Consider the following 16,034-nt stretch of genomic DNA (forward strand, 5'->3'; position numbering starts at 1 on the left):
GCCTAGAGCAGTCCCGCGGTGAAGGTGGCCGGGTTCGGGCCGACGCGGGTACCCGCGTCGAGGGCGGTGATGGCATTCACCTGCGCCTCGGTCAGCTCGAAGCCGAACACGTCGAAGTTCTCGCGAATCCGGCTGGGCGTCACCGACTTCGGAATCACCACATTCCCGAGCTGCAGATGCCAGCGAATGATCACCTGAGCGGGTGTCCGCCCGACCTCCTGTGCGATCCCGAGAATCGTCGAATCCTTCAGCGCCGCACCACGTCCCAGTGGACTCCAGGCCTCGGTCGCGATCCCGTGCGCGGCATGGAATTCCCGCAGCTCGGCCTGAATCAGGTTGGGGCTCAACTCGATCTGATTGAGCACCGGCGTCTCCCCGGTCTCCGCGATCAGCCGCTCCAGTTCGGCCCGGCCGAAGTTCGAGACTCCGATCGAGGCAACCCGCCCCTCCGCCTTCAACTTCTGGAAGGCCCGGAACGTGTCGACATACTTGTCGGCCTGTGCAACCGGCCAGTGGATCAGATACAGATCCAACTGCTCCAGCCCGAGCCGCTCCATGCTGGCGTCGAACGCCCGCAACGTCGATTCGTACCCCTGCTCGGAATTCCACAGCTTGGTGGTCACGAACACGTCGTCCCGCCCCACCCCCGACTCCCGAACAGCCCGCCCCACCTCGGCTTCATTCCCATAGATGGCAGCCGTATCGATATGCCGATACCCGGCCTCGAGCGCACTACCGACCGCCCCGAAGGTATCCCCCTCCTCCACCAGGAACACCCCGAACCCCAACGAGGGAATCGTCTTCCCATCGTTCAGCACGGTCTCCGGAACTCCGCTACTCCCGCTAAGAAAGGTCATGCTCTCGGACCCTACGCCTCCTGCGAAACGCCGTTCTCGATGCGATACTGACCGGCAGTGAAGGGGGAGCCGTGAAGCTTGTTCGTCCGTTGATCTACGGGCCGCTGTGGGACTGGTCGTGATCGGAGCGCCGATCGTCGGGTTCGGCGTCGCGCGCAGGCGCAAGCATTTCGGTGGCAGGGACGAGATGCGCCGGTTCTTCGACGCCCTCCGCGCGCAGCAACTGCCGACGCTGGATTCACCGGATGAAGTCGTTCGCTGGAACCGCCTGATTATCAGCGAACGCAACAACCGACGTGGTGAATTCGTCACCGGTTGGCTCAACTTGGCGGTGGGGGTCCTCATCGTGCTCGTCATCGTGCTCAATGCCCTGAAGGGACTCCCGTTCGAATTCTCCTGGCTTTTCTTCGCCACAATCTGGTTCGTCGGCTTCGCCAAGGCCCACCTAACCGCCCGTCGCGCCCTCGAGTCCCTCACGGCGTTGGCCGACCAGGGAACCACCCGTGGCTACGGCTATTCCCTTCCTGCCCATTAACTTTCGCGCCCACATCCCGATACGGGCACTACCGTGGTCGACCCCGCCAGCCACCGCTTCGTGGATTTACTCGCCGTCAGGCCCGCGATGAGTACCAGCAGCAGAGTCATCTCGATGATGGCCCGAGGTTCCTGGCTGAGTTCTCCCTTGCGGATGGCTTCCTCGAGGAAAAGAACAGTGACGGTCGTGGTGACGGTGAGCAGCATGATCTTGCCCAGCCGCAGACGGCACAGGAGCAGCAAGCCACCGACGGGAAATGCCCCGAGCACCAAGAACGGGATAGCGAGGATCGGATACTTCCACACCGGCACCTGCGCCAGCTTCTCCCACGCAATCCCGTGGACAAGCATCCACAGCGTCCCCGCCCCGAGCAGCGACCCGAGAATCGCCGCCCACACCGCCTTCCCACTCCCGGTCCAATACCCCGGCCCCGCATCGAATCCCACCTGATCCTGCGGCAGCGCAATCGGCTCCCACCCACCCCGAGTCTCGCCCACCCCGGCCCCTCCACTACTGACGATCGTGACTGGAGCTTTCTATCAGACGATCTTGAAACATGCTGGGGCCAGCGCACATTGTGCAGCAGATTGTACCCCGTCCATGGAATACTGGGCGGGTAACAAGGGAGGGGGCTTCCATGAAGCTTTATCGCGACTTCATCTACGGGCCGCTGTGGCTGGTCATCCTCGTTCTCACCGCCGCCGAATCGGCCTACGTAGCGGCGATGGGACTCGGCTGGTTCGGGGCGGCGCTGATCGTGATCCTGACTACGATCGTGGGCCTAGCTATCGCGCACGCGCGCAAACGTTTCGGTGGTCGGCACGAGATGCGCCGGTTCTACGACGCCGTTCGTGTGCGGCAGTTGCCATCTCTCGGGTCACCCGAGGAAGTCGTCCGCTGGAACCAGTTGATCGTCAGCGAACGCAGCCGTCGCAGTGTCGATTCCGCCACCGCCTGGGTCCAGTTGGCGATCGGAGTTCTCTTACTCTTTGTCGTCGCCCTCAACACTTTGAAGGGCCTCGGCTTCGACTTCGCCGGCCTTCCGCTCGCGGCGACCATGTTCATCGGCTTCATCTCGACCCGCTGGGCCAACCCCCGCGCCCTCGCGTCCCTAGCCGCGATGGCCGAGCAGGGAACCGAACGCGGCTACGGCTATTCCCTGCCCGCCCAATAATTCTCGCGGGTTACATGCCGATACAGGCACTACCGAGGTTGATCCCATTGCCAACGGTGAGCACGATCGACTTGTCCGTGAGGTCGCCGTTCACGTGCGCGACGAGTGTGTGCGGCCCGCTCGTGGTCGGCGTCCAAGGCTGATTCATCACCGACCCGTCGACTACACCTTCGGTCGGCACAGCCACCCCGTTATCCCAGAACCGGGTGTAGTACGCGTACATGCCTTTCGCGGTGAGCGTGTAAGTACACCCGGTCCCATAGTTCCCGGTAGGCGCAGAAATCGAAACGCTGTCGAGTGAGTAATCAGCAGCCGCGGTAGGAGCGAAGAAGATCATGGTCGCGCCAACGGCAATCGGAAGCATGAAGATTCGCATACTCCCGATCTTTCACGCCCTCCCGGCCGCCAGCCACCGTTTCGTCGATTTGCTCGCCGCCAGCGCGGCGGTTCCGCCGAGCATCACCAGAATCTTGACGAAGTCGCCTGCGGAGTCGGTGAAGCTCGCCCTGCTGAGGCCGCCTACGGCGGCCCCGGCAATGAGAAACCCACAGGCGCAGACGATTGCGTGCCTGCCGACGGGTAGCCGGAAGAGCAGCAGTGCTCCACCTACCAAGAGGGTGGCGGCGGCCAGGACAACAAACCCCGCCATGAAAAAGGCAAGAATCTGCCCCGATAGAGACCTGGCGTGGATCGTGCCCTCACGGGCAATCGACAGCACCACCCCGCCGAACATCATGGCGAGAATCGCCGCCGACACAGCCATGCCACTGCCGCGCCAGTAAGCGGCCCACCGGCTACCCATTCGCATGGCGCACAACGCGTTTACGCTCCCGAACCGCGCGTCCCTCGGCCAGCCAGCGCTTCGTGGTCCTGCTGGCACTCAGGGCGACGATGCCGCCGAATATCGTCGCGATGACCAGGGTTGTCGTGGGGGAGCGAGTGATGTCTCCGCTGATGATTGCGCCGACGACACCCCAGGTGACGAGAAGCGCACTCGTCACGATGATGGCGTATTTGCCGATGGCGAGCCGGAACAGCAGCAGTATGCCGCCGACGCAGAGGCTCGCCGAGATGAGCAGCACCAGGGCGAAGAGGAGATAGCCGTAGATCGGCAATTTCAGGAGCCGGTGCTCGGCCACCGCTATCAGCCCGAACGACAACACAATTCCCCCGAACACCATCGCCAGGATCGCCGCCCACACCGCCTTCCCGCTACCGCTCCAATACCCCGGCCCCGCATCGAATCCCACCTGATCCTGCGGCAGCGCAATCGGCTCCCACCCACTCCGCGTCTCGTCCATCTCGGCCCCTCCACTACCAACAGTCATGCCGGGAGGTTTCTATCAGACAATCAGGACAATCCGAATCGGTCGGCCGTGGCATCAAGGTCAGGGAGTACTCATCGAGGAAATTGTCCGAATTTCCCGCACTGAGTACACCCTGATCTTGAAACAGGCTGGGGGACGGTCAGAGCCAGCGCACCTTGTGTAGCAGGTTGAATTGGAAGGTCGTTTTGAAGTGGCGGGGGTCGGGGCTGGTGGTTGGGAACGCGAAGATGTACTCCGCACAGGCAGACCAGCTTTCGAGCTCTTCGACCGGCTGGCCACAGTGCTCGACGACCTCGCTGAACAGGCACGTCCACGGTTGAAGAGCGGGTCAATACGCGACCCTTGGAATCCGGCTCGAAGGTTTCGGTTTCCAGTGACAGCGGATCGCCCAAGAGTGCCGGAGCCTTCTCGAACCAGACGGTGCCCCGCGTGATGTTCTCGGTTTCAGCTCTGGCCGCGGCCATCTCGTCTCGATCGGCTCCGAGTTCGGCCAGAGCCCGGTCGATGGTCAGGGTGTGAGGGCGTGGGCGGTGGTGCGGAGGGTCCAGGTGGGAGCTCTGTGGTGCAGTGTGGTGGCGGTCAGTGGGGGAATGTCGATGCGCCAGAAGGATTCCGGGGGAGCGGTCAGGGTGGTGAGGATTGCTGCGCGGACTACGGCGGGGTGGGTGATGGCGAGGATGCGGTCGCCGGATCCGGCCAAGGTGTCGAGCCAGGTGCGGACTCGGGTGAGTAGGGCGGTTAGGGATTCGCCGTTGTGGGAGTTGTGGGTGGGGTCGGTTAGCCAGGACATCAGGTGGTCGGGGGTGATGTCGTCCATGGATTTGCCGGACCAGGTGCCGCAGTTCAGGTCTCGGAGTGCGGGTTCGGGGGTGGCGGATAGGCCGAGAGCTTTCGCGGTTTGGGAGGTGCGGAGTTCGGGGGCGCAGAGGATCAGGGTTGGGTCGAGGGCGGGCAGGCCGCCCGCGGCCGCGACGGAACGCTCACCCAGGGGGTTGAGGGGTTCGTCGGCGGGGAAGCGGGCGGCCTGGACGGCGTCGGTGATCGCGTGGGTGATCAGGGTGAGGCGGGTTACTGCGCTCATGGGGCGGGGGTGGTTTCGGGGGTGCGGTCGCCGAGGAGGCGGGGGGCCAGCCAGGCGAAGCCGACGCCGATGACGAGCCACAGGATGGCTTGGGCGGTGAAGGAGTACAGGCGGAAGTGGTAGAGGTCGTCGGCCGGGAAGCCCGGGTAGACGATGGTGCCCGTCGGATCCTTCAGGGGCTGTGGGGTTTCGGTGGCGAAGTCGCCGAACGACTTGTTGGCCGACAGGTGTCCGAGTGACGGCAGGATCAGCATGACGATCGCCATGGCCGCGACGAACGACACCGCCCCGACGATGCTCGCGGTCCAGTTGCCCAGGCGTGCGGCCAGTGTGCGGCCCAACCAGATCGCTCCGAGGAGAAATCCCACGCTGAGCACGATCATCAGGACATACAGCCCCGTGCGTTCCTTGATCGTGTCCGGATGCCCGATCGACGGCGGATTGGCCGGGTATTTCAGGAACGGCACCGCGTACAGCGTCAGGAACATGCCGCCCGACACCAGCAGTGCCAGGTTCCGGGCGGTGATCTTCCCGACCCGGCGCATGGCCAGGTAGTAGACGACGGCGAACAGCCCGCCCAGCGCCGCGCCGAACACGATCATGCCGAAGGACAGGCCGAGGTTCTGCTGCTGGGAGCGGGTGAAGAGGTCGGGCCCCATGTCTCCCATGGGTTTTCCGGCGGCCTTGTCCAAGGCCATCTGGGCGTCATCGCGCCCGGACTCGTAGTCGATGGCCCGGTTGATGATCGGCTCGGCCATGATCCGGGCGAAAATGAATGCGAGAAGTCCGCCGAGTGCGCCCAACAGGACGCCACGGCCGATGATTCGTTTTTCCATTGTGCTGACTCGATTCCCGCGACTAGTGGCAGGGGAATCCGAGGAAGTGCCGGCCGTCGTGGACGAATTCGTGCACGTGCATGTCGCTGCCGAAGATCGAGACGGCGCCCTGGTCGATGCCGATGAAGTAGATCGCCAGCAGGGCCACCAGGGTGGTGCCGATCAGCCATACGGGGGTGGGGATCGAGAGGGAGACTGCTCCGAGACCGGAACGGGGGGCGTAGGACGTCGCCACGGGAACTCCTAGTGTGGGAGGGGTATTCGCGCCCCTCGGCCGATATGACATCTCGGCGGCCGGGGTCTGACTCACACCCGAGGGGTGCTCACAGTGGCGCGACCGTTCCGGACTCTCACCGGATTCCACGAATCGCCGATCACATAAAGATACGAAACCACGAACAAACTGGTCAAACGCGCGTCCACGGTATGGAATCGGGCGTTTTGCCCCCGGGCCGGTCCTCGATCTTGTTCGATGGAGTCGTTCCGGGTGCTCCGGTGTCCGCCCTTTGGGACGGGTTCCACCCGGCGCGAACGCGCTGACCAGCGGAATCGGTGCGTATGCCCGGAAGATTCGGGGCAGTTTTCCGAATCGGTGTGGCTGGGCCGGGCGGGTTGAATACACTCCCCGCTGAAGTGAACAGATGGCACTTCAGTTCAGAGGCGAGGTAATTCATGAAGTCTGCTACACCGGGGGTTTTCGTCGTGCGAGCCGCGGCAGCTGTGATCGGCGGGGCCATAGTGCTCGCGGGGGCAACCGGGTGCGGCAGCGACAAGTCATCCGACGGGTCTCAGGGCGGCACCACCTCGGCGGTCGTCAGCTCGACCGTCGCACCCGCCCCGACCACCGTGGCTCCCGCCCCGACGACCGTGGCCCCGGCCCCGACCACGGAGGCGCCCGCCGCGCAGCCCGCCGTCACCGAGCCCGCCGCGCCCGCACCGGAGCCGGCGCAGGCCGCGCCGCAGCCCGCCGCGCCCAAGCCCGCGCCGCAGACCCAGGCCCCCAAGCCCGCCGCGCCGCCGACCTTGGACGCGCCCGGATTCGAGCCGCGCGCCGGGTACTGAGCGGAACAGTGGTGCTAGGCAACAGTGTGCGGTGGCTGTGCGTCACCGCGGTGGCGCTCGCGGCGTCGGTGACGGCCGCGGGCGGTGCGGGAGCCGATCCGGCTCCCGCCGGGAAAGAACTTGTGGTGCTGGGTGATTCGTTCTCTGCGAACGAATGGGACCACTTCACCGGCCGGGACGACTGCAACCTGCACGGCCGCACGGCCTGGCCGGTGCAACTGGCCAAGCTGATGGGCGTGTACGGCACCGACGCGGTCGACGACCCGTCCTGCCCGGGAGCGTCGATCGACAGCGGCCCCGGCTGGACCATGGCCCAGCAGGCGCAGCGTGCGGACAAGGAGGGCGCTTTCGGCCCGAACACCAGACTGGTGACCCTGCAGTTCGGACTCAACGACAAGTGGGGCAAATCCGATCAGACGCTGTGGAATTCGCTGCAGAACTGCGTGTTCAACCTCGTCGACGGCTGTGATCCGGATGCGGTGGACCAGGGCCGGATGACCGATTTCAACGGTGTCTCCGGTGCGCTGATGGCCAAACGTATGAGCAATGTGGTCACCTACATCAAGTACTACGCGCCGAACGCGCGCATCGTATTCGTCGGGTACCCGGAGCTTTTCACGCCGGGCAGCAGCACGGTCTGTCTGAATATTCTGGGGGTCGCGCCCTTCGTCAATCCGCGCGGCCGCGCGGTGGTGGAGTATCTCGACCGCATCCAACAGGCGCAGGGCGAAGCGGCTCAGCTGCTGGGTATCGACTTCCTCGATGCCCGCGCGCTCACTACCGGCCATGGTCTCTGCTCGTCGCAGCCGTGGTTGAACGGGGTCTTCGACCTGCACACCGATATCGACGGCCTGCCCTTCCATCCGTCGAGTCAGGGTGACGCCGTCGTCGCCAACGCCGTTTACGACCGATTCGGACACTGATCCACCGCAACGGATCTCACGTCCACCACTCGTCTCTGTACACTCCGCGCAAAACTGAAAGACTCACTGTTCAATTTGCGATTCGAGGGTTTCATGAAGTTCCGTTTCCCAGGCGCATCGGCTTCGCTGTGCGCCGCGGTCGTGGCCATCGCAGCGGCCATGACGGGAACCGCGGGCGCGCACGCCGATTCGACCGCCGCCGGCAAGGATCCGGCCCCGGCCGGCAAACAGCTTGTCATCCTGGGCGATTCGTTCTCGGCCAACGGCTGGACCCCGTTCTCCAGCGAGAAGAAGTGCGATCACGGCGACACGGCCTGGCCCGCGCAGCTGAGCGCGCTGATGGGCCTGCCCGGCGACAGCGATCAGGTCTGGAATCAGTCCTGTCCCGGCGCGGCGATCGCGGGCGGTGACAGCTACACGCTGACCGTCCAGGCCGCCAATGCCGCCAAGGCGGGCGCGTTCGGGCCCGCCACCAAGCTGGTCACGGTGCAATTCGGCTTCAACGACCAGTGGGGTGACGCCGAGCTGTCCCCCTGGAAGTCGACCGAGAGCTGCTTCTACGACGTCACCGGCGGTTGCGGCCCCGACGCGGTGACCGAAGGCCGAATGGCCGACCCGCACACCATCACCGGCGCCGAGTACGCCGCGCGCATCAGCAAGGTCGTGACCTATATCAGGTACTACGCCCCCGCCGCGCACATCGTCATCGTCGGCTACCCGGAGTTGTTCCGGCCCGACGCGGACGCCATCTGCGTCGACCTCGCGGGACTCGGTTTCATCCAGCCCAACGGCCGCACGGTTGTCGAGTACTTCAACCGCATGGACCAGGCGGAACGCGAGGCGGCCACGCAGGCGCAGGTCGAGTTCCTCGACTCGCGCGCGCTCACCGCCGGACACGGACTGTGCACACCGCAGCAGTGGGTCAACGGGGTGTTCGACCCGCAGATCAATCTCGCGGGCCTGCCCTTCCACCCGGCTCCCCAGGGCGACGCGGTGATCGCCAACGCACTGTACGAGAGGTACGCACGATGACCCGTCCACCCGAAGTCATGCCGGGGACCCGCGCGCAGGCCGCGCCGGGTGTCACGGAAGCCTTTGCCGCCCAGCCGATCTCGCCGATACTGACCGCCCCGCCGCGGCCCGTCGAAACACCCCCGGAATCAACCCAGCGCGGCCGGCCGGCCCTGCCGTCGCTGACCGGCGGCCGCTGGTGGGCGGCGTTCGCGGTCTTCGTGCTGCACGCGCTGGTGTTCCTGCCGGTCTACCCGTTCCAGAAGTCGGAGCTGTTCCGCCACATCCACGAGTGGATCCCCATGCAGCTCGGGGCCGCGGGCGTCACGTTCTTCTTCGTGCTGTCCGGGTTCATCATCTACTGGTCGTTCCGCCCGGGCATGCGCATGCGCGACTTCTACCGGCGGCGCGTGTTCAAGATCTGGCCGACGCATCTGCTGGGTGCCGCCGCGTTCATCGTGGCCGCGAGCGTGCCGCTGCATCGCCTGGTGGTGTGGGTGCCGAACCTGCTGCTGGTGCACACCTGGGTGCCGAAGTGGACGACGGTCGGCGGCCTGAACGTGCCGTCCTGGTCGCTGGCGGCGGAAGTGCTGTTCTACTTCAGTTTTCCGCTGGTCCTGCCGCTGGTGATGCGCATTCCGACGCACCGGCTGATGCTGGCCGCGGGCCTGCTCATGTTCGGCATTCTGGCGCTGCACACCTCGTACTTCCTGTTCGTGAACGGCCCGTCGAGCCTGTCGGAGGCCTTCTCGTCCTCGCGTATCGCGAACGCGTTCGCCCCGCGCCTGGTGCCCGGCAATGTCTCGCCGCACTACGAGTTGCACGCCTCCCCGGCCTGGTTCCAGCAGCCCGACATCCCGGTGGCCCGCTCCTACTGGCTGAGCTACACCTTCCCGCTCTCGCGCCTGCCGGAGTTCTTCCTCGGCGTGCTGGCTGCCCGCATGGTGGTCGAAGGCCGTTGGCGCAACACCAAACTCACCTGGCCGCTGATCGCGCTGACCATCTCCTTCGCGGCGACCTGGGTGGTGCCGGTGAACTTCAAGATGTCGGCGCTGATGCTCGCCCCGATGACCGCGGTGGTCGCCACCATGGCCACCCGGGATCTGGCCGGAATCCGTGGCATCAGCTCCCATCGGTGGGTGGTGTGGCTGGGCAATGTGTCCTTCGCCTTCTATCTCATCCAGTTCCCGGTGATGGTCGTGGTCACCCGATACCTCATCGGCGGCAAGGAGTTCGGCATTCTCGGCTGGGCCGGATTCTCGGTGCTGTGCATGGCGGTCTCCATGGCCCTGGCCGCGGTGCTCTACCACTGGGTGGACCTGCCGATCATGCGCCGCTTCGCCCGCCCCAAACGCCGCTGACGCCCCGATTCCCGGGGCACCGGGTGTGGTGCCAACACCCGTCGGGGCACCGGATTTACCGGGTACCGGCCCACCGGCCGCCGACCTAACGTTCACCGCCGCAAGGACTTTGTGGCGGTGACGGAGGGAACGGCGTGGTTGCGGAGTTGGTCGTCCAGGCGACCGAGGAGACGGACGAGACCTCGGAGCAGCGCTGGAATCCGCTGCTCCGCATGGTTTTCCGATACGGGTTCGTGGTGCTCGGCGTCGGTATGGCCGGGGTGCTGGTGTTTCACGCGCTGCTGCGCTCGCTCGGGGTACCCACGCAGACGGTGCTGGATGTCGCCGAGTGGACGAGTCTGCATCCGCTCACCGACTGGATCGGCGAGCATGTCTTCGGTACCCGGGTGAGCTGGGCTGCTACCGGAAGCGGTGATACGGCGGCGAATTGGGTGTCGGCATTCACCTGGCTGCTCATCGCGGTGCCGATCACGGCCGTCTGGTCGGTGCTGGATCGCGCCCGGCCGAACTACGCGCGCCTCTACGGCTGGTTCCGGCTGATCCTGCGTTTCGCGCTGGTCGGCGCGCTGCTGCTGTACGGGATGACCAAACTGTTGCCCTCGCAGATGGCCTTCAGCCTGGAACGGCTGGTGGAACCGTTCGGGGATATGAGCCCGATGGCGGTGCTGTGGTCGCAGACCGCGTCGTCGCAACCGTACGAGATGGCCTTGGGTGCAGCGGAAGTCACCGCCGGTCTGCTGTTGATCCTGCCGATCACCGCGGGCGTGGGTGCCGTGCTGGCGGTGGTGGTGGCCGCGCAGGTATTCCTGCTCAATCTCACCTTCGATGTGCTGGTGAAACTGTTCGCGTTCCAGCTGCTGGTGTACGCGGTGGTGCTCGCGGCCCCGGATATCGTGCGGATCCTGCGGGCGCTGATCGGCCGCGCGGTGCCGGTGCGCAAGCCCGAGGGGCTGGTCACGGGCGTGCGCGCGCACCGGATCCTGCTGGCCGCCCAGGTATTGATCGGGGTGTGGCTGCTGGGCACCACCGTGTCCGAGGGCCACGACGCCTGGGCGCACTACGGTGACGGCCGTCCGCACTCGGCGCTCTACGGCATCTGGGATGTCACCGACTACAGCGGCAATCCCGGGGATCGCCTGCGGCGCATCATCTTCGACCTTCCGCAGGCTGTCACCACCCAGCGCCCGGACGATGCGCTGCAGGACCTGCCGGTGCTGATCGACACCGACCGGCACACGATCACCATCACCCGGGATCCGGCGCACCTGTGGCCGATCGCCACGCTGACCTACGAGCAGCCGGACACCGATCATCTGATACTGGACGGCCGCCTCTCGGGCCGCCCGGTGCGCATGACCCTGACCCGCCGCGACCTCGATCGATTCCAGCTGGTCTCCCGCGGCTTCCACTGGGTTCAGCCGGTGCCCTACCTCCGCTGACCTCCCACCCGAACGCGGCGTGTCCCGGCGACGCGCCGTGTCCTGCGCGGATAGGTCGGGTGCGGGACCCTGTCGGTTCCCGCCGCTAGTCTGCGGGGATGGTCAAACCGGATTCGGCACTGCGCCGCCTGATGCGCGACACGGGGAAGCTGCTGCAGCCGTACGGGTTTGAGGGGGCCGAACCGACCTGGGTGCGGGTGCAGCCGGAGGGTGTGGCCACCGTGACCCGGACCCGTATCTTCCGCACCTTCACCGGCGGTCAGCAGGTGCTCGCCTTCGGCTTGGGCTCCTGGGCCACTCCGACCGCCTGGTGGGAGTTCCACAACCGGCGCAACGAGCGACTCGGCCTGTCGCCCATCGCGATCGAGGCTGCCACCGGTCCGGGCCTGTTGAGCGGGGAGGGCCTGCCCGAGGCCCCCGAACAGCTGTGGTCGGTGCGGCTGGACCCGTACCAGCCCGGTCACATCCAGCCCGGGGACATCGAGGCCGTTCGCGTCGAATTGCCCCGCCGCGTCCACACCCTGGCCCGCCGCGCCCTGCGCCTGCTCGAGCCCGACGCCTACCTCGAAGAGCTACTGGCGCAGGACAACCCGACCGAGGCCACGCGCGAAGCCATCGCGGTCCTGCGCGGGGACGTCGTCGACAACGTCGAGGGAGTCGGATACGCCGCACGCTAGCGGCGTCACCCGCTGTCTACTGCTGGGTGCGCTGGTGCTCGCGCCACGCCTTCTGGGTGTCGGTCAGTTTCGGCTTCGGAGTGCGGTTGCGGAAGAAGTTGACCACCACCACGACCGGGACGATGAATGCCTGGAAGAACACCAGGTAGGAGTCACCGTCGAAGAGGAACGCCAGGTAGAAGGCGTAGCAGAGGTAGCCCGCGCCGAAGATGCCGTTGATGGTGCGCGACGTGCTGCTCTGCCCCTGCTGGACGACGGCCAGCGCGAGCATGATCGCGCCACTGACGGCGAGCAGGATGACATACCAGTTGAACATGGATCCCCCGAGGACAAACCCGGCCCGACCGGTCGGTCGGGCCGGGGCGAACAATAACAAAGGTCGGTGCGGTCCGCCACGCACTATTCGACGACCGCCGACTCCCTAACGACGCGGAATGGACGGCGTTTCCCAGGCGCGGGCGTAGCGGGTCTTGTCGGCCGACTTCTGCGGCTTGGCCCGGTAGACCACGTACGGCCGGACCAGGTACCCGACCGGGGCGGAGAACATGTGCACCAGGCGCGTGTAGGGCCAGAAACCGATGAGCGACAACACGATCAGGCCGTGCACCTGGAAGGTCCAGGGCGTGCCGACCATCAGGTCCGGATGCGGGTGCAGGGTGAACAGGCTGCGGAACCACGGCGAGACCGTGTCGCGGTAGTTGTAGGTGCCCCACAGCAGATTGCTGCCCCAGGTATTGAGCAGGCCGGTGATCAGCGCCGCCGCCAGCAGCACGTACATGACCTTGTCATTGGTGGTGGTGGCCTGGCGCACGGCGGTGAACTTGATGCGGCGGTAGATCAGAATGCTGATCCCGGCGATAACCGCCACTCCCGCAACCGATCCCGCCGATACGGCCACCACGTGGTAGGTCTCCTCGGAGATCCCGACGAACTCGGTCCAGGACTGCGGGATGAGCACGCCGAGCACGTGCCCGCCGATCACGCCGAGCATGCCGAAGTGGAACAGCGGGCTGCCCAGCCGCAGCAGCCGGGACTCGTAGATCTGGGAAGACCTTGTGGTCCAGCCGAATTGGTCGGTGCGGTAGCGCCACAGATGGCCGAGCACGAAGGAGGTGAAGGCGATGTAGGGCAGCATCAGCCAGAGCGCGGAGCTCATCGGCGGGCCTCCTGTCCGGTGAAGGCGAGCGGATCCATGGCGAAGGGGTCGAGGCCGACCTCCTCCTCGGGTGGGCCCTCGGCGGCGAGTTCGGCAATGCGCCGGCGGTCGGCGGTGGTGACCGGTGGCAGGGTCGCCACCACCGACGCCAGCACCCCGGCGTAGGAAGATCCGCTGTCGGAAAGCGACAACCGCAGCAGTTCCAGCACCGGGACGTGTTCGCCCAGCAGTCGTTCGCCGCCGATGGGGTCGACGGTGGCGGCGAATTCGAGCAGCACGGGCAGATGGTCGGGGAGTTCCTCATCGCCGAGTTCGACCCCGGCGTGACGGAAGGCGTGCTTGAAACGCAACAGCGCCATGCCGCGTTTGCGGGTGTCGCCGTAGGCGTAGTAGCTCAGGTGCAGGCTGGCGCGGCGGCGCATATCGAAGGTCTCGACATACTCCTGCGCGAGCGCGATCGGCTCACCGGCGCGCAGGTGAGCGAGGTGTCCGGCCAGCAGCGCACGCACCGTCTCCGGCAATTCCGCTGCGGCGGCGTCGAGTTCGTCCAGCATGGCCAGCGTCTGCGCGCTCGGATAGTCGAGCAGCAGCGCGGCCAGCCGCCACACCAGGCGGCGATCCCGATCGTTCATGGCCACGGCCGGTTCGGGCCGCCGCCGCAGTTTCAGCAGACTCATCGTGCGGCCCCCGCGGGCTCCGACGCGGGATCGGCCCCGTGGAGCACAGTAGTGGCATCGGCTGCGTCGAGCGTTGCTGCGGCATCGGATTCGGCGACCACGGTGTGCGCCTTCGGGTAGTCGAGCCGCAGCGCTTCCAGCCGCCAGGCCCGATGCCGGTCGTGATCGTGAGAGGTGACGGCGGGTCGGTTCCGCCGGAATCGCAGCAGGCTCATCGCGCCGCTCCCGTGGGCTCGGGTTCGATCGACGGGGTGTCGATCTCGGTGGAGTGGTGCCCATTCCCATTGGCGCCGTTGCCATTACCAGCGGCGCCATTGCCGTTGGCGGTAGTGGGCACCAACCCCGAGGTGCTTTTGCCGTCCCAGTTGAGCAGGTTGATGCGATTGCTCTTCTGTTCGGGCGAGGCGGCACCGTTGGTGTCGGTGAGGTGGAACTTCTCGGCCATGTAGTCGAAGGCGGTCATGCCGGGGCCGCCGTCGGTGTCCAGGGAGCAGCCGGTGGCGAGTGAATCCAGTTCGTGGGCTTTGGAAGTCGCGCCGGACGGGATCACGTAGCGGTGCTCGTACTTGGCGATGGCCAGCAGCCGGTACATGGCCTCGATCTCCTCGGGCTCGAGGCCGATCGCGTCCGGGATGGACAGGTCGGGTTCCTGGCCCAGGTTGATCGAGCGCATGAACGAACGCATGCCCGCCAAGCGTTGCAGAGACGCACGCACCGGGCCGATCTCACCGGCGGTGAACAATTCGGCCAAGTACTCCAACGGGATTCGCAGTGCGTCGATCGCGCCGAAGAGATTGTTGTGGTTCTCCCCGTCGTGGCCGGTCTGGGTGAGCGTGTCGACCACCGGCGACAGCGGCGGCACGTACCAGACCATCGGCATGGTCCGGTATTCCGGATGCAGCGGCAGCGCGATCTGGTACTCGACGATCAGCTTGTAGATCGGCGAATCCTGCGCGGCGGCAATCCATTCCGGGGAGATCCCGGCGGCCTCGGCCTCGGCGACCACGCGCGGATCGTGCGGGTTGAGAAACACGCCCAGCTGCGACGGGTACAGGTCCTTGTCATCGGTGACCGACGCGGCCTCCAGGACCTTGTCGGCGTCGTAGAGCATGACGCCGATGTAGCGCAGCCGTCCGACACAGGTCTCCGAGCAGACGGTGGGAATGCCGACCTCCACGCGCGGGTAGCAGAACGTGCATTTCTCTGCCTTGCCCGTTTTGTGGTTGAAGTAGATCTTCTTGTACGGGCAGCCCGTCACACACTGCCGCCAGCCGCGGCACTTGTCCTGATCGACGAGCACGATGCCGTCCTCGGCGCGCTTGTAGATCGCGCCCGACGGGCACGAGGCGGCGCACGAGGGGTTGAGGCAGTGCTCGCAGATGCGCGGCAGGTAGAACATGAAGGTTTCTTCGAACTCGAGCTTGACCTGCTCGGAGAGCTTGGCCAGCAACGGGTCCTTGCCGACCTGCTCGGGGCCGGAGCCCAGCGAGTCGTCCCAGTTCGCACCCCAGGTGACCTTGGTGTCCTCGCCGGTGATCAGCGACTTCGGCCGGGCCACCGGGGTGGTGTCCATCTGCGGGGCCGACAGCAGCGTGTCGTAGTCGTAGCTCCACGGGTCGTAGTAGTCCGACACGGTGGGCAGATCAGGGTTGGCGAAGATATTGAGCAGCCGCTTCAACCGCGACCCGGACTTGAGGGTCAACCGGCCCTTCTTGTCGAGGGTCCAGCCGCCCTTCCACTTCTCCTGGTCCTCGTAACGACGCGGATAGCCTTGTCCCGGACGAGTTTCCACATTGTTGAACCACACGTACTCGGTACCCGAGCGGTTGGTCCAGGCCTGCTTGCAGGTGACGCTGCAGGTGTGGCAGCCGATGCATTTGTCCAGGTTCATGACCATGGCCAGTTGTGCCATAACAC

The 16,034-nt window shown here is 65.9% G+C and carries 21 protein-coding genes and 1 riboswitch; of the genes, 8 read left to right on the forward strand and 13 right to left on the reverse strand.

The genetic code is table 11. The features are described 5' to 3' along the window. Positions 1-2 precede the first annotated feature (2 nt). Entirely contained in the window at positions 3-857 is an 855-nt protein-coding gene (locus ACFXHA_RS25035) for an aldo/keto reductase (RefSeq protein ID WP_379360732.1), read from the reverse strand. Positions 858-963: 106 nt separating this feature from the next. Between ACFXHA_RS25035 and ACFXHA_RS25040 the strand changes: the two genes are divergently transcribed. Beyond that, positions 964-1,392: a hypothetical protein gene (locus tag ACFXHA_RS25040; protein WP_379360734.1), complete on the forward strand. Its 429-nt coding sequence runs from the start codon at positions 964-966 to the stop codon at positions 1,390-1,392. On the opposite strand, the gene ACFXHA_RS25045 is transcribed toward ACFXHA_RS25040, so the two are convergent. Beyond that, on the reverse strand, positions 1,389-1,889 hold the full coding sequence (locus ACFXHA_RS25045) for a hypothetical protein (RefSeq protein WP_379360736.1): 501 nt from the start codon (positions 1,887-1,889) through the stop codon (positions 1,389-1,391). The genes ACFXHA_RS25040 and ACFXHA_RS25045 overlap by 4 nt on opposite strands. 140 nt (positions 1,890-2,029) lie before the next feature. On the opposite strand from ACFXHA_RS25045, the gene ACFXHA_RS25050 reads away from it, so the two are divergent. After that, complete coding sequence (locus ACFXHA_RS25050; protein WP_379360738.1) at positions 2,030-2,566, forward strand: hypothetical protein; 537 nt, start codon at positions 2,030-2,032, stop codon at positions 2,564-2,566. A 10-nt stretch (positions 2,567-2,576) separates the two neighbouring features. Here the strand turns inward: ACFXHA_RS25050 and ACFXHA_RS25055 are convergent, their stop codons facing one another. From ACFXHA_RS25055 to ACFXHA_RS25080, 6 genes are all read right to left on the reverse strand, one after another. After that, the gene (locus ACFXHA_RS25055) at positions 2,577-2,942 is read right to left on the reverse strand and encodes a hypothetical protein (protein WP_379360740.1); all 366 of its coding nucleotides are present in this window, start codon (positions 2,940-2,942) and stop codon (positions 2,577-2,579) included. Between the two features lie 12 nt (positions 2,943-2,954). Next, positions 2,955-3,329: a hypothetical protein gene (locus ACFXHA_RS25060; protein ID WP_379360742.1), complete on the reverse strand. Its 375-nt coding sequence runs from the start codon at positions 3,327-3,329 to the stop codon at positions 2,955-2,957. Between the two features lie 31 nt (positions 3,330-3,360). Next, entirely contained in the window at positions 3,361-3,867 is a 507-nt protein-coding gene (locus tag ACFXHA_RS25065; protein ID WP_379360744.1) for a hypothetical protein, read from the reverse strand. Positions 3,868-4,402: 535 nt separating this feature from the next. Beyond that, positions 4,403-4,975, reverse strand: a complete 573-nt coding sequence (locus ACFXHA_RS25070; protein WP_379360746.1) for a histidine phosphatase family protein — start codon at positions 4,973-4,975, stop codon at positions 4,403-4,405. Then, entirely contained in the window at positions 4,972-5,811 is an 840-nt protein-coding gene (locus ACFXHA_RS25075; RefSeq protein ID WP_379360748.1) for a CbtA family protein, read from the reverse strand. The genes ACFXHA_RS25070 and ACFXHA_RS25075 overlap by 4 nt, the downstream gene beginning before the upstream one ends. A gap of 22 nt (positions 5,812-5,833) precedes the next feature. Next, complete coding sequence (locus ACFXHA_RS25080) at positions 5,834-6,046, reverse strand: CbtB-domain containing protein (RefSeq protein ID WP_379360750.1); 213 nt, start codon at positions 6,044-6,046, stop codon at positions 5,834-5,836. Positions 6,047-6,085: 39 nt separating this feature from the next. Further along, a riboswitch (cobalamin riboswitch) is annotated at positions 6,086-6,223 on the reverse strand. A gap of 260 nt (positions 6,224-6,483) precedes the next feature. Here ACFXHA_RS25080 and ACFXHA_RS25085 point away from each other — a divergent pair. The 6 genes from ACFXHA_RS25085 (at position 6,484) to ACFXHA_RS25110 (ending at position 12,284) form a co-directional block, all read left to right on the forward strand. Further along, positions 6,484-6,873, forward strand: coding sequence for a hypothetical protein (locus ACFXHA_RS25085; RefSeq protein WP_379360752.1), 390 nt, complete (start codon positions 6,484-6,486; stop codon positions 6,871-6,873). Positions 6,874-6,884: 11 nt separating this feature from the next. Then, positions 6,885-7,796, forward strand: a complete 912-nt coding sequence (locus ACFXHA_RS25090) for an SGNH/GDSL hydrolase family protein (protein ID WP_379360754.1) — start codon at positions 6,885-6,887, stop codon at positions 7,794-7,796. A gap of 93 nt (positions 7,797-7,889) precedes the next feature. Beyond that, positions 7,890-8,828 carry an SGNH/GDSL hydrolase family protein gene (locus ACFXHA_RS25095; RefSeq protein ID WP_379360756.1) on the forward strand — a complete coding sequence of 313 codons (939 nt, stop codon included), beginning with the start codon at positions 7,890-7,892 and terminating at the stop codon, positions 8,826-8,828. After that, positions 8,825-10,168 (forward strand): acyltransferase family protein, encoded by a 1,344-nt coding sequence (locus ACFXHA_RS25100; protein WP_379360758.1) that lies wholly within the window; start codon positions 8,825-8,827, stop codon positions 10,166-10,168. Before ACFXHA_RS25095 ends, ACFXHA_RS25100 begins: the two co-directional genes overlap by 4 nt. Before the next feature lie 134 nt (positions 10,169-10,302). Beyond that, positions 10,303-11,607 (forward strand): DoxX family protein, encoded by a 1,305-nt coding sequence (locus tag ACFXHA_RS25105; protein ID WP_379360760.1) that lies wholly within the window; start codon positions 10,303-10,305, stop codon positions 11,605-11,607. 98 nt (positions 11,608-11,705) lie between these two features. Next, positions 11,706-12,284: a hypothetical protein gene (locus ACFXHA_RS25110; RefSeq protein ID WP_379360762.1), complete on the forward strand. Its 579-nt coding sequence runs from the start codon at positions 11,706-11,708 to the stop codon at positions 12,282-12,284. Between the two features lie 16 nt (positions 12,285-12,300). On the opposite strand, the gene ACFXHA_RS25115 is transcribed toward ACFXHA_RS25110, so the two are convergent. The 5 genes from ACFXHA_RS25115 to narH form a co-directional block, all read right to left on the reverse strand. Continuing rightward, complete coding sequence (locus ACFXHA_RS25115) at positions 12,301-12,600, reverse strand: hypothetical protein (protein ID WP_379360764.1); 300 nt, start codon at positions 12,598-12,600, stop codon at positions 12,301-12,303. A gap of 105 nt (positions 12,601-12,705) precedes the next feature. Next, positions 12,706-13,440: a respiratory nitrate reductase subunit gamma gene (gene narI / locus ACFXHA_RS25120; RefSeq protein WP_379360766.1), complete on the reverse strand. Its 735-nt coding sequence runs from the start codon at positions 13,438-13,440 to the stop codon at positions 12,706-12,708. Further along, positions 13,437-14,117, reverse strand: coding sequence for a nitrate reductase molybdenum cofactor assembly chaperone (gene narJ, locus ACFXHA_RS25125; protein ID WP_379360768.1), 681 nt, complete (start codon positions 14,115-14,117; stop codon positions 13,437-13,439). The genes narI and narJ overlap by 4 nt, the downstream gene beginning before the upstream one ends. After that, a complete protein-coding gene (locus ACFXHA_RS25130; RefSeq protein WP_379360770.1) occupies positions 14,114-14,332 on the reverse strand; it encodes a hypothetical protein in 219 nt (72 codons plus the stop codon). The genes narJ and ACFXHA_RS25130 overlap by 4 nt, the downstream gene beginning before the upstream one ends. Next, on the reverse strand, positions 14,329-16,029 hold the full coding sequence (gene narH, locus ACFXHA_RS25135) for a nitrate reductase subunit beta (RefSeq protein ID WP_379361588.1): 1,701 nt from the start codon (positions 16,027-16,029) through the stop codon (positions 14,329-14,331). Before narH ends, ACFXHA_RS25130 begins: the two co-directional genes overlap by 4 nt. Positions 16,030-16,034: the final 5 nt, after the last annotated feature.

The organism is Nocardia sp. NPDC059240, assembly GCF_042753865.1.
Taxonomy (GTDB): domain Bacteria; phylum Actinomycetota; class Actinomycetes; order Mycobacteriales; family Mycobacteriaceae; genus Nocardia.

What these genes read in the sequence shown, in the direction of transcription:
- ACFXHA_RS25035 (WP_379360732.1), bottom strand. Translation starts at nt 857, where the DNA reads ATGACCTTTCTTAGCGGGAGTAGCGGAGTTCCGGAGACCGTGCTGAAC.
- ACFXHA_RS25050 (WP_379360738.1), top strand. Translation starts at nt 2,030, where the DNA reads ATGAAGCTTTATCGCGACTTCATCTACGGGCCGCTGTGGCTGGTCATC.
- ACFXHA_RS25055 (WP_379360740.1), bottom strand. Translation starts at nt 2,942, where the DNA reads ATGCGAATCTTCATGCTTCCGATTGCCGTTGGCGCGACCATGATCTTC.
- ACFXHA_RS25060 (WP_379360742.1), bottom strand. Translation starts at nt 3,329, where the DNA reads ATGGCTGTGTCGGCGGCGATTCTCGCCATGATGTTCGGCGGGGTGGTG.
- ACFXHA_RS25065 (WP_379360744.1), bottom strand. Translation starts at nt 3,867, where the DNA reads ATGGACGAGACGCGGAGTGGGTGGGAGCCGATTGCGCTGCCGCAGGAT.
- ACFXHA_RS25070 (WP_379360746.1), bottom strand. Translation starts at nt 4,975, where the DNA reads ATGAGCGCAGTAACCCGCCTCACCCTGATCACCCACGCGATCACCGAC.
- ACFXHA_RS25075 (WP_379360748.1), bottom strand. Translation starts at nt 5,811, where the DNA reads ATGGAAAAACGAATCATCGGCCGTGGCGTCCTGTTGGGCGCACTCGGC.
- ACFXHA_RS25085 (WP_379360752.1), top strand. Translation starts at nt 6,484, where the DNA reads ATGAAGTCTGCTACACCGGGGGTTTTCGTCGTGCGAGCCGCGGCAGCT.
- ACFXHA_RS25095 (WP_379360756.1), top strand. Translation starts at nt 7,890, where the DNA reads ATGAAGTTCCGTTTCCCAGGCGCATCGGCTTCGCTGTGCGCCGCGGTC.
- ACFXHA_RS25100 (WP_379360758.1), top strand. Translation starts at nt 8,825, where the DNA reads ATGACCCGTCCACCCGAAGTCATGCCGGGGACCCGCGCGCAGGCCGCG.
- ACFXHA_RS25110 (WP_379360762.1), top strand. Translation starts at nt 11,706, where the DNA reads ATGGTCAAACCGGATTCGGCACTGCGCCGCCTGATGCGCGACACGGGG.
- ACFXHA_RS25115 (WP_379360764.1), bottom strand. Translation starts at nt 12,600, where the DNA reads ATGTTCAACTGGTATGTCATCCTGCTCGCCGTCAGTGGCGCGATCATG.
- narI (WP_379360766.1), bottom strand. Translation starts at nt 13,440, where the DNA reads ATGAGCTCCGCGCTCTGGCTGATGCTGCCCTACATCGCCTTCACCTCC.
- narJ (WP_379360768.1), bottom strand. Translation starts at nt 14,117, where the DNA reads ATGAGTCTGCTGAAACTGCGGCGGCGGCCCGAACCGGCCGTGGCCATG.
- ACFXHA_RS25130 (WP_379360770.1), bottom strand. Translation starts at nt 14,332, where the DNA reads ATGAGCCTGCTGCGATTCCGGCGGAACCGACCCGCCGTCACCTCTCAC.
- narH (WP_379361588.1), bottom strand. Translation starts at nt 16,029, where the DNA reads ATGGCACAACTGGCCATGGTCATGAACCTGGACAAATGCATCGGCTGC.